The 14,676-nt window shown below is 70.9% G+C and carries 12 protein-coding genes; 2 read left to right on the forward strand and 10 right to left on the reverse strand.

What is annotated here, in order from left to right; genetic code table 11:
• Positions 1–98: 98 nt before the first annotated feature.
• Positions 99–1,625 carry an FMN-binding glutamate synthase family protein gene (locus LN042_RS32730; protein WP_230055077.1) on the reverse strand — a complete coding sequence of 509 codons (1,527 nt, stop codon included), beginning with the start codon at positions 1,623–1,625 and terminating at the stop codon, positions 99–101.
• A 227-nt stretch (positions 1,626–1,852) separates the two neighbouring features.
• Here LN042_RS32730 and LN042_RS32735 point away from each other — a divergent pair, with 227 nt between their 5' ends.
• Positions 1,853–2,860 (forward strand): LysR family transcriptional regulator, encoded by a 1,008-nt coding sequence (locus tag LN042_RS32735; RefSeq protein ID WP_230055078.1) that lies wholly within the window; start codon positions 1,853–1,855, stop codon positions 2,858–2,860.
• Between the two features lie 20 nt (positions 2,861–2,880).
• Here the strand turns inward: LN042_RS32735 and LN042_RS32740 are convergent, their stop codons facing one another.
• The 8 genes from LN042_RS32740 to LN042_RS32775 form a co-directional block, all read right to left on the reverse strand.
• Complete coding sequence (locus LN042_RS32740; protein WP_230055079.1) at positions 2,881–4,098, reverse strand: metallopeptidase domain-containing protein; 1,218 nt, start codon at positions 4,096–4,098, stop codon at positions 2,881–2,883.
• A 252-nt stretch (positions 4,099–4,350) separates the two neighbouring features.
• Entirely contained in the window at positions 4,351–5,529 is a 1,179-nt protein-coding gene (locus LN042_RS32745) for a M6 family metalloprotease domain-containing protein (protein ID WP_230055080.1), read from the reverse strand.
• A 45-nt stretch (positions 5,530–5,574) separates the two neighbouring features.
• Complete coding sequence (locus LN042_RS32750) at positions 5,575–6,858, reverse strand: alpha/beta fold hydrolase (protein ID WP_230055081.1); 1,284 nt, start codon at positions 6,856–6,858, stop codon at positions 5,575–5,577.
• The gene (locus LN042_RS32755; RefSeq protein ID WP_230055082.1) at positions 6,855–7,862 is read right to left on the reverse strand and encodes an ABC transporter ATP-binding protein; all 1,008 of its coding nucleotides are present in this window, start codon (positions 7,860–7,862) and stop codon (positions 6,855–6,857) included. Before LN042_RS32755 ends, LN042_RS32750 begins: the two co-directional genes overlap by 4 nt.
• 20 nt (positions 7,863–7,882) lie before the next feature.
• The gene (locus tag LN042_RS32760; protein WP_372495858.1) at positions 7,883–8,695 is read right to left on the reverse strand and encodes an ABC transporter ATP-binding protein; all 813 of its coding nucleotides are present in this window, start codon (positions 8,693–8,695) and stop codon (positions 7,883–7,885) included.
• Positions 8,692–9,684 carry an ABC transporter permease gene (locus tag LN042_RS32765; protein WP_230055083.1) on the reverse strand — a complete coding sequence of 331 codons (993 nt, stop codon included), beginning with the start codon at positions 9,682–9,684 and terminating at the stop codon, positions 8,692–8,694. Before LN042_RS32765 ends, LN042_RS32760 begins: the two co-directional genes overlap by 4 nt.
• Positions 9,681–10,562 carry an ABC transporter permease gene (locus LN042_RS32770; protein ID WP_230055084.1) on the reverse strand — a complete coding sequence of 294 codons (882 nt, stop codon included), beginning with the start codon at positions 10,560–10,562 and terminating at the stop codon, positions 9,681–9,683. The genes LN042_RS32765 and LN042_RS32770 overlap by 4 nt, the downstream gene beginning before the upstream one ends.
• Positions 10,559–12,241 carry an ABC transporter substrate-binding protein gene (locus tag LN042_RS32775; RefSeq protein WP_230055085.1) on the reverse strand — a complete coding sequence of 561 codons (1,683 nt, stop codon included), beginning with the start codon at positions 12,239–12,241 and terminating at the stop codon, positions 10,559–10,561. The genes LN042_RS32770 and LN042_RS32775 overlap by 4 nt, the downstream gene beginning before the upstream one ends.
• A gap of 163 nt (positions 12,242–12,404) precedes the next feature.
• Between LN042_RS32775 and LN042_RS32780 the strand changes: the two genes are divergently transcribed.
• Positions 12,405–13,115, forward strand: a complete 711-nt coding sequence (locus tag LN042_RS32780; protein WP_230055086.1) for a hypothetical protein — start codon at positions 12,405–12,407, stop codon at positions 13,113–13,115.
• A 91-nt stretch (positions 13,116–13,206) separates the two neighbouring features.
• Here LN042_RS32780 and LN042_RS32785 read toward each other — a convergent pair whose 3' ends face one another.
• Positions 13,207–14,034, reverse strand: coding sequence for a phytanoyl-CoA dioxygenase family protein (locus tag LN042_RS32785; protein ID WP_230055087.1), 828 nt, complete (start codon positions 14,032–14,034; stop codon positions 13,207–13,209).
• Positions 14,035–14,676 lie beyond the last annotated feature (642 nt).

The following is a 14,676-nucleotide window of genomic DNA, read 5'->3' on the forward strand; positions in this document are numbered from 1 at the left end:
CCCCCGCGCTACCCGGCCGGAACAGCACCGCCCCGGTGTCCGCGGGCCCGTGGCGTGGTCGCCCCGCCACGGGCCCGGTGCCCGTCGCCGTCGGAGCGTCAGACGGTCGGCTCGGCGGTGAGCAGCGCGGTGATCTCACCGGCGAGGCGCGGGCCGAGCTCGCCCCAGCCCTCCTTGTAGCCGTAGACGCCGGCCAGGGTGCGGGCCTCGTAGTCGCCGTTCATGATCTCGATGTCGTCGGCCGTGATGAGGGCCGGGTGGGCGACGCCGAGGGCCCCAGAGACCTTGATCAACTCCCTGCGCAGGGTGCGCAGGTAGACGGCGGCGCGGGTGGCCTTCGAAGTCGGGTCGAGGCCGCGGGCCAGCCAGGGGTTCTGGGTGGCGATGCCGGTGGGGCACTTGTCGGTGTGGCACTTCTGCGACTGGATGCAGCCGATCGACAGCATCGCCTCACGGGCCACGTTGATCATGTCGGCACCCAGGGCGAACGCGACCGCGGCGTTCTCGGGCAGGCCGAGCTTGCCGGAGCCGATGAAGGTCAGGTCGTCGGTCAGGCCCAGCTCGGCGAAGGTCCCGTAGACCCGGGAGAAGCCCATCCGGAACGGCAGCGCCACCGAGTCGGCGAAGATCCGCGGCGCCGCTCCGGTCCCGCCCTCACCGCCGTCGACGGTCACGAAGTCGACACCGCGGTCACCGCGTGCCATCAGCGCGGCCAGCTCCTGCCAGAAGCCCATTTCACCCACCGCGCTCTTGATCCCGACCGGCAGACCGGTCTCGGCCGCCAGCAGCTCGACGAAGTCGAGCATCGAGTCGACGTCGCCGAACGCGGTGTGCCGGGAGGGAGAGGCGCAGTCCTTGCCGACCGGGATGCCGCGGATTTCGGCGATCTCCGGGGTCACCTTGGCCCCCGGCAGCATTCCGCCGAGCCCTGGCTTGGCACCTTGGGAGAGCTTGATCTCTATCGCCTTCACCGGCGCGCCGGCGACCACCTCCTTGAGCTTGTCGAGGTTGAAGCTGCCGTCCTCGTTGCGGCAGCCGAAGTAGGCGGTACCGATCTGCAGGATGATGTCACCGCCGTTGCGGTGGTACGGCGAGAGGCCGCCCTCGCCGGTGTTGTGCATCGCGCCGGCCAGCGCCGCCCCCTTGTTGAGCGCCGTGATGGCCGCGCCGGAGAGCGAGCCGAAGCTCATCGCCGAGATGTTCACCACGCTCGCCGGCCGGAACGCCTTGGCGCGCCCGCGCGGCCCGCCCAGCACCTTGGCCGAGGGGAGCGGGGCCTGCGGGTCGTGCGCATCGGGCAGCGCGCCGGCGAACGTGCGCTGCTTCAGGTACGCGTGCCCCTGCACGTGTTCGACGTCGACTTCGGTTCCGAACCCGAAGTAGTTGTTCTCCTCCTTCGCCGACGCGTAGATCCAGGTGCGCTGGTCACGGCTGAAAGGGCGCTCCTCCTCGTTGGACGCCACGATGTACTGCCGCAGCTCCGGCCCGATCTGCTCCAGCAGGTACCGGGCGTGTCCGATCACCGGGAAGTTCCGGAGCAGTGCGTGCCGCTTCTGGATGAGGTCGCGGGCGGCCACCACGGCCACTGCTGTCGCGGCGACGGCGCCGATTCTCCGGGCGTGCATGAACGTTCCTCCTCGATGCACGAGTCCACCGTCGTGCGGTGGACTCGTGGGGCCGTGACGGGCGTGGCGTTGGGCGACGAGCACGGCCGGTCAGGCGTCAGCGTCCCCCGAAGAAAGCGGAACGATAGTAGGCGGCCACGCGGTTCGACCGGTGGCCAGGGTGCCGGTCCGGTCTCACACCCCCTCGACCCCTATGGAGATGGGCCCGAACTCCCTATCATCTCGCCATGGAGCTCGAACTCCGGCACCTCCGGATCATCTGCAGCATCGCGGACAGCGGCAGTTTGACGCGGGCCGCCGCCTCCTTGCGGCTGACCCAGCCCGGCCTCAGCGCCCAGTTGACCCGGATCGAGCGGGTGCTCGGCGGCGAGCTGTTCAGCCGCGCGCAGTCGGGTGTCGTCCCGACCGCGTTCGGGGAGGTGGTCCTCAGCCGGGCGCGGGCGGTGCTGCCGACCGTCGACGAACTGCTGGAGGTCTCCGCTCTCGCTGCGCAGAAGGGCTGTTCGCCGCACCGGTTCCGGCTCGGCTCCGTCAACGCCCCCCTGCTCGGCGGCTTGATCACGGCGATCAGGTCGCACCATCCGGCGGCCGAGATCAGTTCGCGGGGTCAGGGCTGCCCCGTCCCGCTCGTCGACGACATCGCCGGCGGCCGTCTCGAAGCGGCCGTGGTGGGCGACAGCCCCGGCTACGAGCTCGCGCTCCCGCCAGGAGTCACCGTCGAGCCGATCGCCACCGAACCGCTCTTCGTCGCCCTGCCGGCCGTCCATCCGCTGGCGGAGCTGGAGGAGGTCGCGCTGGCGGACCTCGAGGGCGAGGACTGGGCCGCTCCCCGTCCGGACAACGACCGGATCCGTGAGTACTGGTCAAGGACCCTGCTGCTGCTGGGACACCGGATGCGCGTCGTCCACGAGGCGGAAGGCCGGCTCCTCCTGGACGTCGTGCGCAACGGCCACGCGGTGAGCTTCTGCCAGGCCACGTTCGAGGAGCTGCCGGGCATCGCCGTGCGGCCGATCGCCGGGAACCCGCTCTGGTACCGGCACCTGCTCGCCTGGCACGAGGAGGGGCCGCTGGAACCGCTGGGCCCCTCGCTCGTGCAGCACGTCAGCGAGGCGTACCGGGCGGCGTGCGCCCGCAGCGCGGTCTACCAGGGCTGGCTCGAAAGGCACGAGGGCGCTGGACCGCCGCAGCTCGCCGCAGCCGGTTTGTTGAGCGGGAGTGCGCCGGGACCAGGGTGACGTGACGGGGCCTCACATGGTCACCACTTGTAGGTCCAGACGGTGTCGGTGGACGCGTCGGAGGCGCTCACGTAGATCCGGACCTGGGCGGAGTCGTCCTGGAACCACTGGCCGGGTTGCCAGGTCTGCATGTCCAGTGCGGTGCAACTCCCGGTGGGCGCCGCGGCATCGGGGTTGGTGACCAGCTGGATCGGCCCGTTGCCGGTGGTGGCGGAGGTGTCGACCTTGTAGATGACGACCCCGGTGGCGCAGGCGTTGGAGTCGTTGTAGGCGGCCTTGCGGGACTCGGCGACATAGGCGGTGGTGGCGCTGGTCCTGATCACCGCCAGCCGGTAGCCGGTTCCGCCGTACTCCAGGCCGGTCAGGGTGGTGGTGTACGTGTTCGCCGTGTCCAGACAGGACACCTGGCTGTCGGTGATCCAACCGAACTTCCAGGCCTCCCAGCCGAAGTACAGCGGGGCCGGGCCGGAGATGTCGCCCATGACGTCCCAGCCACCGACGTACCGGTTCAGGTCACCGCTGAAGGCGTACAGGTCGGGCAGGCCGAAGGTGTGGCTGGTCTCGTGGTCGGCGACCTTGTAGCCCCAGGTCCACATGTCCTGGCCGAAGGTCACCGCCCAGTGGATCAGCACCCAGCTGCCGGTCCGCGGGTTCCACACCCAGGTCGGAGCGGCCGGATCCTGGATGAAGGTCGGGGAGTGGCCGATCGCGGTCGCCGTGGCGGTCGGCACGACGTAGAACATGTCGTACTGGGAGAGGTCGACGCCGGCGTTGGCCGCGGCGGTGAGGGCGTCCTCCACGTAGACCTGGTGCGTGGTCCAGGAGAAGCCGCGCTCCCAGGCGTAGTCGGTGGAGGCCTTCGGCATGCGGACCCAGTTGGCGTACGGGACCTGGATGTCCAGCGCGGTCCGGCCGTAGGAGGCGTTCCGCATCCAGTCCTCGGCGCCCTTGAGCGTGTCGTAGTACGACGTGAGGGGCAGCGCGGTGCCGGCGGCGTCGGGGAAGTCCACGTAGATCAGGCCGATGTGCTTGGTGCCGAGCGGGTCCTGGAACCGCGTGTGGTCGGTCTGCTGGCCCTCGTCGGTGTACCCGGTCGTGCCCTGCAGGGCACACGCGGAGGCACTTGTGTCGTACGCGTGGGCGGCACCGGCCGGGGCGACGAGCAGGGCGAGCACGGCGGACAGGACGAGGACGAGCGCCGCCGGCAGCGGGCGCCGGGATCTGACCGAGGGGTCCATGATTGCCTCCGAAGGGATCGGTCCGGGTTGCGAGTCCGGCCGGCCGCGCCCTCGGGCGGCCGGCCGGTTCTCCTCGGCGGTTCCCGCGTGCGGTCGCCAACTGCCGCCGTGCGAGAAGCGCGTGCAGAACATTGTCCGCAGCGGTCTGCGGCTCGGACAGCTCCCAGCGCGCCATCACCTGGTGTTATGGAAGCGCGGACTCCTCCTCGCCCCGCAGCTGAACGAGGCGAGCTGAAGGGCGGTCAGGCCGGGCTAATGCTTGGTGATCCTGATGGTGTCCGAGAGCGGTCCCCGGCCCAGCACGTCGATGTCGACCCCCGTGCCGGGGTCGGTGAAGGACTGGCCGGGCTGGTAGGCGGCCATGTCGAGGGCGGTGCAGCCGGTCGGCGCGGTGGCGCCCGGGTTGCCGTTGACCACGTGGACCGGTCCGTAGCCGGTCGGGGTGGAGGTGTCGACCCGGTAGACGAGCACACCGGTGGAGCAGGCCTTGCCGTCCGCGCCGACGGCCCGGCGGGACTCGGCGACGTAGGCCGTCGTCCCGCTGGTCCTGACCACGGCGATCTTGGTGCCGCCAGGGCGTTCGACGGCCTTCAACCGGACGGTACGGCTGCCGGGGGAGGGCAGGCAGGCGACCTGGTCGTCGTCGATCCAGCCGAACTTCCAGCGCTCCCAGCCGGTGTGCTGCGGTGCGGGGCCGGCGATGTCGCCCATCAGGTCCCAGCCGCCGACGTAGGGGTGCACGTCGGTGCCGGTGAACGCGTACAGGTCGGGCAGGCCGAACGTGTGGGAGGTCTCGTGGTCGGCGACCTTGTAGCCCCAGTGGTACATGTCCTGGCCGAAGGTGACCGCCCACTTGATCCGCGTGCCGTTGACGGTGATGCCGGCGGTGGTCGGATCGTAGAGGTAGGTGGGGGAGAAGCTGATCGCGGAGGCGGACTTGGTGGGGACGATGTAGAGCATGTCGTACTTCGAGAAGTCCGTGTACGGCGCGGCGGCCTGGACGGCCTGCTTCACGTACAGCTCCTGCTGGTCGAAGGTGATGCCGCGCTGGAACCCGTACGAGGCGGAGCTCTGCGGCATGGTGATCCAGCGCTTCAGCGGATCGATCTCCAGGCGGAGCTTGCCGTAGGAGTCCTGCCTCATCCAGTCCTGCGCGGGGGCGAGTTCGCGGTAGTAGTCGTCGAGCGAGCCGGTGGCCGGTGCGTCCGGGAAGTCGACGAACAGCATCAGCACGTGCTTGGTGCCGAGCGGCTGCTGGAACTGCGTGTGGTCGGTGTTGTGGCCTTCGTCGGTCCAGCCGGTCGTCCCCGGCAGGGCGCAGTCGGAGGCCGGCGCGGCGGTGGCGGGCCGGGCGGCGTCCGCCAGGGCCGGGGTGGCGGCGACCAGCGGGAGGGCCGCGGCCAGGGCGGCGGCGAGGGGCCTGAGTCTCATCTTCTTCGTTCCTTTTCCCTACGGCAGGGGGCGGTTGGCGGGGGATCAGGTGCGGTCGGCGGCGAGGTCCATCAGGCGGGCGAGGACGCGGTCGCCCGAGGCGGTGACCCCGTCGTGCTCCCACTCGTTGGTGACCCAGGCGCGCAGGGAACCGACCGCGCGGGCGGTGCGCAGCGACAGGCTCGCGTCGACGTACATGTCGTCGTGGTAGACGGCCGCGGCGACCGGGACCTGGTTGGCGGCCAGCCGGGCCGGGTCGTACAGCGCCGGCCAGTCGGTGCGTTCGGCGAGCAGGTGGACGGCCCCGGCGAACGGCCGCAACCCGGTGATCTCCTCGAACATCCAGGGGTAGAACATCTCGCCGGTGAACAGCAGGGGGTCGGCGTCCTCGGCGAACCCGGGGTGCTCGGCGAGTGCCCGGGCGGCGGCCCAGCCGGTTGCGGCTCCCGGGCGGCCGTAGATCGACTCCTGGAGGGCGGCGAACAGCGGGTTGTCCGTGAAGCCGGTCAGGTTCGCCACCTGCTGCAGGAAGGTGGTCGAGAGCTCCCCGTCCGGGTCGAGGGCCTCGTCGAAGAGCCAGTGCAGGCGTTCGAAGCCGTCGCCCATCCCCAGCGCCAGTCCCAGGGTCCGCAGCCGTCGGGCCGTCAGCCGGTCGCCGTCGGGGAGGTGGACGGCCTGCCGCTCCAGCAGGTCGGCGATCCTGCGGACCAGCCGGCGATCCTCTGGGTAGCGGGCGTAGTAGGCGCCCACCTTGTCCCGCACCCGGGGGTAGGTGGCGGCGTAGACGTCTTCGGCGGCGGCGTCGAGGCCGGGCAGGCCGCCGGCGACGTAACAGGCGCGCAGGCCTTCGGGGGCGAAGGAGAGGTAGCTGAGGGTGACGAAGCCGCCGTAGCTCTGCCCGAGGGTCTCCCATGGCTCGTCCCCGCACAGTTGACGGCGGATCAGCTCCGCGTCGGCGACGATCGAGTCGGCGCGGAAACGCGCGAGGCGGTCGGCCAGCGCACCGGCCGAGGGGGACCGGGCGGCGGATCTCGCGGTGAGCGGCGTTGAGCGGCCGGTGCCGCGCTGGTCCAACAGCAGCACCCGGTGGGTCTTGAGCGCGCGGCCGAGCCAGCCGGCCGAGGCGTTCAGCGGGCGCGGGGACTTCCCGCCCGGACCGCCCTGGAGGTAGAGCAGCCAGGGCAGCCGTTCGTCGGCCCGCACCGGGTCGACGACCTCCCGGGCGAACACCTCGATGGTTCCCCGCCCGGGTTCGGTGTGGTCGAGCGGCACGTCGAAGGCGTGGTCGGTGACGGCGAGACCGGGCAGCCGGTACTGGGCGCGGATCACGGCGTCCTTTCGGGGTAGTGGCAGGCGACTTGCCGGCCGGGGGCGATCGTCCGCAGCCGCGGGCGCTCGGCGGCGCAGAGTTCGTCGGGCTTGGGGCAGCGGGTGCGGAACCGGCAGCCTCCGGGCGGGTCGAGGGGGCTGGGCAGGTCGCCGTGGAGCACGATCCTCTCCCGGGAAGCCTCCAAGTCCGGGTCCGGCAGCGGCACGGCGGACAGCAGGGCACGGGTGTACGGGTGCGCGGGGTGGGCGAACAGGGCGTCCCGGTCGGCGGTCTCGACGATCGAGCCGAGGTACATCACGGCGATCCGGGTGCTGATATGGCGGACGGCGCCGAGATCGTGGGCGATGAACAGGTAGCTCAGGCCGTACTGCTCCTGCAAGTCCCTCAGCAGGTTGAGGATCTGCGCCTGGACCGACACGTCGAGTGCCGAGACCGGCTCGTCACACACCACCAGCTTCGGGTTCAGGGCCAACGCCCGCGCGATGCCGATGCGTTGGGCCTGTCCGCCGGAGAACTCGTGGGGGTGGCGGTCGGCGTGCTCCGGCCGTAGACCGACCCGGGCCAGCAACTCCTCGGCCGGCTGGTCGGGCTCCAACCCCTGGTAGCGGTAGGGGCCGGCGAGGATCTGCCGCACGGTGTGCCGGGGGTTGAGCGAGGAGAAGGGGTCCTGGAAGACCATCTGCAGGTCACGCCTGACCGGGCGCAGGGCCGTCTCGTCCAGCCCGGCGAGATCGCGCCCGGCGAAGTGGATGCTGCCCGAAGTGGGCCGCTCCAGGCGGGTGAGCAACTTGGCGACGGTCGACTTCCCGCAGCCGGATTCGCCGACCAGGCCGAGGGTTTCGCCGGGCCCGACGTCCAGCGAGACCCCGTCGACGGCCGTGATGTGCCCGGCCTGCCGTCGGGTCAGGGCGTGGCGCACCGGGAAGCGCTTGACCAGGTTCCGCGCCTCGAGCAGCACCGCGCCACCGCCTCCGTCAGCTGCTCGACCGTCCGCCTCGCTCACCGGTTGCCTCCTGAAGGCTCTCATGTGGTCGCCCCCAGCGTGGGCAGTCGGTCCGGCAGGGGGCCGTCGATGCGCGGAACGCAGGCCAGCAGGCCGCGGGTGTACGGCTGTTGCGGCCGGTGGAACACGTCCCGCACCGGACCGCGCTCGACCGCTCGACCCTGGTGCATCACCACGACGTGGTCGGCCAGGCCGGCGACCACGCCCATGTCGTGGGTGATCAGCATGATGGCCGTGCCGGACTCCTTCCGCAGCTCGCGCAGCAGTTGGAGGATCTGCGCCTGGACGGTGACGTCCAGCGCGGTGGTCGGCTCGTCGGCGATCAGCAGGTCGGGTTCCAGACACAGCGCCATCGCGATCATCACCCGCTGCCGCATCCCGCCGGAGAACTCGTGCGGATAGCAGCGGGCACGCCGTTCCGGTTCCGGGATGCCGACCCGGTCCAGCATGTGCACCGCGACCCGGTGCGCCTGTCTGCGGCCGGTGCGGTGGTGCGCCCGGTACGCCTCGGCGATCTGGAACGCGACCGAGTAGTACGGGTTGAGACAGGACAACGGGTCCTGGAAGACCATCGCGATCCGGTCGCCGCGCAGTCGGCGCAGCGAGCGCTGGTCGAGTGCGGTCAACTCCCGTCCGGCGAAGCGGATCTCGCCGCTGACCCGGGCGTCGCGGAGCAGGCCGAGGACGGCGAGGCTGGTGACCGACTTGCCGCTGCCGGACTCACCGACCACGCCGAGCACCCGGCCGGCGTCCAGGTCGAGGTCGAGCCCGTCCACGGCGCGGACGCCGGAGCGGAACTCCACGTTCAGGTCACGTACCGTCAGCAGGCTCATCCGAGTGCCCTCACTCTCGGGTCGAGGACGGCGTACACGAGGTCCACCAGCAGGTTGGCGAGCACCACGAAGGCGGCCGCGAACAGCGTCACCCCGAGGATCACCGGCTGGTCGGCGGAGGCGATCGCGTCGGCCGCGAGCTTTCCGACGCCCGGCAGCCCGAACACCGACTCGGTGATCAGCGCGCCACCGAGCAGCGCACCGAGGTCCATCCCGAAGATGGTCACGATCGGCATCAGGGCGGGCCGCAGGGCGTGCCGCCGAACGACGGTGATCTCGGGCAGGCCCTTGGCCCGGGCGGTGCGCACGTAGTTCTGGCCGAGGCTCTCCAGCATCTCGCTGCGGGTTACCCGGGCGTAGATCCCGGCGTACAGCATGGCGAGGGTGATCCACGGCATGAGCATCGACTGCGCCCAGCCGACCGGATCGGCGGTGAACGGCACGGCCTGGGGGTACGGCAGCAGCTTGAGCTGCACCACCAGCAGGTACTGCAGCACCAGAGCGGTGAAGTAGATCGGCATCGAGACCCCGCCCAGGGCGGCCGTCATCGCCGCCCGGTCCCACAGGCTGCCGCGCCGCAGGGCCGAGAGCACGCCGGCGCCGACGCCGACGGCGAGCCACAGCACAGCGGCACCGATGGCGATCGAGAAGCTGACCGGCAGCCGGCTGGTGAGCAGCTGCCACACCGGCTGGTCGGTCTGGAAGCTGAAACCCAGGCACGGGAAGGGGCAGTCGACGGCCTGCGTGCCGCTGCCGTAGGTCCGCCCCGAGACGATGCCGGCCAGGTAGTCGCGGAACTGGACCAGCGGCGAGTGGTTCAGCCCGAGGGTGCTGCGGATCTCGGCGATCCGTTCCGGGCTGCACGCCTTGCCGCAGGCGCCCTGCGCCGGATCCGCCGGCATCAGGTAGAAGACGGCGAAGGTGGCGGCGCAGATCACCAGCAGGATGGCCGCGGTGACGGCCAGTCTGCGCAACAGGTAGAGGATCATCGTCGCTGGCTCCGGGGGTCGAGCGCGTCGCGGACCGCGTCGCCGAGCACGTTGAAGGCGAGCACGGTGACGAACAGGAAGGCGCCGGGGATCAGGAAGTAGGCGGGGTCCGCCGCGTACCAGGGCACGGCGGTGGCGATCATCTGACCCCAGGAGGGGGTCGGGGCCTGGACACCCACACCGAGGAAGGACAGGCCGGCCTCGGTGGCGATGTAGCCGGGGATCGACATCGTGGCCACCACCAGCACCGGTCCGGTCAGGTTGGGCAGCACCTCCCGCAGCAGCAGCGCCCGTCGCGAGGCGCCGAGCACCCGGGCCGCCGCGACGAACTCGCCCCGCGCGAGCACCATCGCCTGTCCGCGCACGATCCGGCCGACGTACGGCCAGCCGAAGAAGCCGAGCACCACGACCAGGAGCAGCCGTCGGTCCACGCCGGGCGCCGCCGAGATCAGCGCGATCATGAAGATCAGGCTCGGGAAGGACAGCAGCAGGTCCATGGTGCGTCCGACCACGGTGTCGACCCACCCGCCGAAGAAGCCCGCGACCAGGCCGAGCGCCGTTCCGAGCACCACCGACAATGCGGTGGCGAGCACGGCGATCAGCAGGGACACCTGTGCGCCGTACAGCACCCGGGCGAGCACGTCACGCCCGTTGACCGGTTCCACCCCCAGCCAGTGGCGGGTGCTGATCCCGCCTGCGGCACCGCGCGGCAGGCCGCCGAGCGCCGGGTCCACCGCATCCCCGTGGAAGGCCGTCGGCGAGCTCCCGGCGATCCAGGTGATCAGCGGCGCGGCGAGCGCGACCAGGACCAGCCCGGCCACCACGGCCAGTGCGAGGGCCGCCGAGCGCTGGGCCAGGAGCCGTCGGATCACGGTCACCTGCGCAACCCCAGGGAGACCAGGTCGAGTCGGCCGACGTAGGCGATGTGCCCGTACGCTCCGGCGACGTTCGGACCGACGAGGATCGGCGCCTTGTCCCACAGGAACGGCACCACCGGGGCGTCCTGCATGATCTGCTGGGCGAGCTGCCCGTACGCCGCCCGGGCCGCCGACGGGTCGTCCATCGCGGCGATCCTGTCGAGCTGCGCGTCGACGGCCGGGGAGTCGTACTGCGCGTAGTCGTTGTTCCCCTGACTGGTGATCAGACGGCCATCGAAGACGATCGGCAGGTACGTGGACGCGCCAGGCCAGTCCGGCGACCAGCCGGCGATCACCAGGTCGTGCTCCTGGGAGGTGTTGCCGACCGTGCTGTAGAAGGCCGAGGAGCTGATCTCGTTGATCTTCACGGTGATGCCGGCCCGGCCGAGCGAGGCCTGGACCGCCTCGGCCTGCGCCTTGCCGGCGGTCGAGGCGGGGGCGTCGAGGGTCAGGGTGAGGCCGGAGGCGTGGCCCGCCTCGGCGAGCAGCGCCTTGGCCTTGTCCGGGTCACCCTTGCCGTCCGTGCTCGGATAGGGGTCCTCGGCCTGGTAGCCCAGGGACGGCGGCAGCAGACTGGTCGCCAGGTCACCGGCGATCGGACCGCCGCGGGTGGTGCGCAGCGCGTCCTTGTCCAGCGCGTACGCGATGGCCTGGCGCACCCGGACGTCGTCGAGCGGCTGGTGCCTGGTGTTGATGCTCAGGTAGCGGGTGTTGATCGAGTCGCCGGTGACCAGTCGGCTCTTCAACTGCGGGTCGTTCAGCACCCGCCCGACCGAGGCGGGACCGATCGGCTCCATCGCGACCGCATCCGCGTCCTCCCCCTGTCCCGCGATCAGCCGCTGGTCGACCACCGCCGCGTCCAGGCCCAGGTCGATGACGACCTTGTCGGGCAGGCCCTTGCGTACGGTGTCGGTCGCCGGGTCCCAGTCGGTGTTGCGGACCAGGGTGAGCTGCTTCTTCGGTTCGAAGCTGTCGATCTTGTACGGGCCGGAGGAGAACGGCCTGGAGTCGTAGTTGACGCCGGTGTCCTTGTCCTGCGGCACCGGGGCGAACATCGGCAGCGACACCGCCGAGCCGAAGTCGGCCACCGGGCGGTTGAGGTGGAAGACGATGGTGCTGTCGTCGGGAGTCCCGATCGAGGCCAGCCCGGCGGGATCCTTGTAGGGCCCCTTGTACGACTCGCCGCCGGCCAGCCACATCCGGGCGTACGGCGGACCCTCGGGCAGCTCGGGGGCGAAGGTGCGCTCCACTCCGTATTTGACGTCCTTGCTGGTGATCGGGCGGCCGTCCTCGAACTTCACTCCCTGCTTGAGGGTGAAGGTCCAGGTCTTCGCGCCGTCGCTGGGCCGACCGGTGTCGGTGGCCAGATCCGGCACGATCTTTCCGCCCGCCTGGCCCGGTGCCGCGGCGAAGGTGGTCAGCGTCCGGTAGATCAGTCGGCCGACGTCCTGCGAGGACGTCACGTAGTTGCGCGCCGGATCGAGGTGCTCCAGGTCGAGGGTGGACAGCACGTGCAGCGTGCCGCCCTTCACCGCTGCCGCGTCCGAAACGGCCGCGCCACCGCCACCGCCCGCACACCCGGCAGCCGACAGCAGCCCCAGGGCGGCACCGAGGGCCAACCCGACTCTTCGTCGTCCCACGTCTCCTCCATGCATGATGTGACATTTCATGCGTGAGAGAAGAGTGGCCGACCGGGGAGCCTCCCAGAAGATCCCAGCACCCCATCACACGGTGTTATGCAGGCTCGAACCCGTCGTCCAACCGCTTCGGTCGCGTGTCAGCCGGGGCATGCAGAATGCGTCCATGATTGACGACTACCGGGCCGGTGATGTGCTGGTGCTCGAGTGCCCGTTCACCGAGGCCACCGTCACCGAGGTTTCCCGCTACTACGTTTCCGTACGGTGGCCGTGGCTGGAGGTGGACCCGCAGGCCGAGAACATCAGGTGGAACGGCCGGCGGGCGCTTCCGACGCCCGAGGTCGGTGAATGGGAGATCTTCCGAACGGAACCTGCGGAGACCGTACTGAGGGCGGGTGACACGTGCCTGGTGGGGATCCCGGCGACCGTGGTGCATGTCCAGGCGGTCCATCATTTCGATCCGCCCCAGGTCACCGGCATGCTGCCGCGGCCCGCGTCCTGTCTCGACCTCCTGCGGCAGGGCGACACCTATGACCCCGAGCTGGAGGACCAGGCTTACGCGCTCGATCCGGCCGGCGGTGAACCGATCCGCGTCGAGCTGCTCTTCCGCCCGTACGCGTTCCTTGAGCCAGGCGATGAGGTAGCCGACCGGAACGGACGCGTCTGGCGCTTCGATGCGGCCTGGGACTGGCACCCCTTCGACGGTGAGCATTCGGGGACCCCGGCCTGGCCACTGGCTCTGCTCTTCCGCGATGGTGAGCCGACGCCGGAGGAAGTCGCGGCGGTTGCCCGGGCGACGGCGGTCGGCAGCCACGCGGAGGTGCTGGACCAGTGGACCGGACTCACTCTCGCGCAACCAGCCGCCCCCCAGCAGTGAGCGAAAGGACAGCCGGCGCTGGGCTCCGGTGCCCCGCCATGGGGCCGATCTCCAGTCGACCGAGCAACAAGCGCGCACCCGCGCCTGACGGTCAGTGGGCGGCCCCGGTCCAGGTGTCTCCGCACGGTCCGCCGCCGGTGGCCTCGGCCAGGTCGACGTCGCTGCCGTCCGGGGCGACCAGCGGCAGGTACCAGCCGGCGATCTCGGTGCTGCTCTGCGGGACGTAATGGAAGATCAGCGAGCGCCGGAAGCGGTCGGCGGTGGTGTTGGGCAGTGACCCGTGGACCGTGCTGCCGTGGAAGAACAGCACATCGCCGGGGAGCATCTCGCTCTGCACGACCGGCAGGCCCGCCGGAGCCCGGACCAGCCCACTGGTGAACGACTCCCCGGGATCGGCCTCCTCGGGGCAGACGATCTCCATGGTGTGACTGCCCGGCACCACGCGAAGTGCGCCGTTGGCAGCGTCGCACGCGTCGACGGCGATCCACGCCGCGATGCACGTCTCCGGGTGGGCGCGCAGGAAGAAGTTGTCCTGGTGCAGGGCCTGACCACGGGCGGCGGGCGGCTTGAAGTAGAACATCGACTGGGCGCCGTACACCGGGCCGACCAGCGCGGTGGCCGGCCCGAGCAGGCGCGGATCGGTCATCAGTGACCTGGCCAGCCGCCCGATCTCGAGATCGGGGCGGCGGTGGGGGTTCATGAAGCGGGGATAACGGGCGAGGACCGCGTCCTGCGCCACCTCCTCGACGGCACCGACGGCGCAGCGGTCGGCCCCGACCTGAGCCATGAACGCCGCGCGGATCGAGTCGGTCTCGGCGACCGTGAGCACCGCGTCGACCTGGACCACACCGTCGCGGTCGTACCGGTCGCGCAGTGCGGCGGGATCGGCCGCCGGAACGGAGAGTGTGCTGTTCGTCATGCCTCCATCGTCTGGACCGGACCCCGACCGGGGTATCGCCGAACCCGTCGTCCTCATGGTGATCCTCCTGTGCCCTCTCCTCCTGACGCGGTGACCATCGCCGCCCGGACCGAGCGCGTGCTGCGGCCGGCTCGACGAGGATGCCACCTACCGCACCATCAGGCCCAGCGGCACGACCGACTGGGTGCTGTTCGTGACCGTGGCCGGCCGCGGGCGCTTGTGACGCGCCGGCGCCCCCGACATCCTCGCGCCGGTCGACCGCGGCACCGTGATCGAGCCGCACACGCCGCATGACCACGGCACCGACCAGGACACGGGCCACTGGTCGTTGCGCTGGGCCCACATCGAGCCCCGGCCCGGACGAGGACCAGGTGCAGGCCGATGCCCGTCGGATGAGCCATGGCGGACGCCCCTTCCAGAGGTGAACAGGAGTGGATCACCACGGCGGCAGCCGGAGCCAACGGGCGGGATCCACCAGGATCCTGGCAACCGGGCGCCCCGTGCGGAGGCAGAACGCGTGGAGCATCACCCGACCGTGCGAACGTCGGTTCGACGTTCGGTACCCGGTCCCGAGGGGGCGGTGCTGCGGTTGGTGCGCGGTCAGGCCGTCGGGCCCGGGTCGGCGAACCCCACGGGGATCAT

Source organism: Kitasatospora humi (assembly GCF_020907985.1).
Taxonomy (GTDB): domain Bacteria; phylum Actinomycetota; class Actinomycetes; order Streptomycetales; family Streptomycetaceae; genus Kitasatospora; species Kitasatospora humi.

What these genes read in the sequence shown, in the direction of transcription:
- LN042_RS32730 (WP_230055077.1), bottom strand. Translation starts at nt 1,625, where the DNA reads ATGCACGCCCGGAGAATCGGCGCCGTCGCCGCGACAGCAGTGGCCGTG.
- LN042_RS32735 (WP_230055078.1), top strand. Translation starts at nt 1,853, where the DNA reads ATGGAGCTCGAACTCCGGCACCTCCGGATCATCTGCAGCATCGCGGAC.
- LN042_RS32740 (WP_230055079.1), bottom strand. Translation starts at nt 4,098, where the DNA reads ATGGACCCCTCGGTCAGATCCCGGCGCCCGCTGCCGGCGGCGCTCGTC.
- LN042_RS32745 (WP_230055080.1), bottom strand. Translation starts at nt 5,529, where the DNA reads ATGAGACTCAGGCCCCTCGCCGCCGCCCTGGCCGCGGCCCTCCCGCTG.
- LN042_RS32760 (WP_372495858.1), bottom strand. Translation starts at nt 8,695, where the DNA reads ATGAGCCTGCTGACGGTACGTGACCTGAACGTGGAGTTCCGCTCCGGC.
- LN042_RS32765 (WP_230055083.1), bottom strand. Translation starts at nt 9,684, where the DNA reads ATGATCCTCTACCTGTTGCGCAGACTGGCCGTCACCGCGGCCATCCTG.
- LN042_RS32780 (WP_230055086.1), top strand. Translation starts at nt 12,405, where the DNA reads ATGATTGACGACTACCGGGCCGGTGATGTGCTGGTGCTCGAGTGCCCG.
- LN042_RS32785 (WP_230055087.1), bottom strand. Translation starts at nt 14,034, where the DNA reads ATGACGAACAGCACACTCTCCGTTCCGGCGGCCGATCCCGCCGCACTG.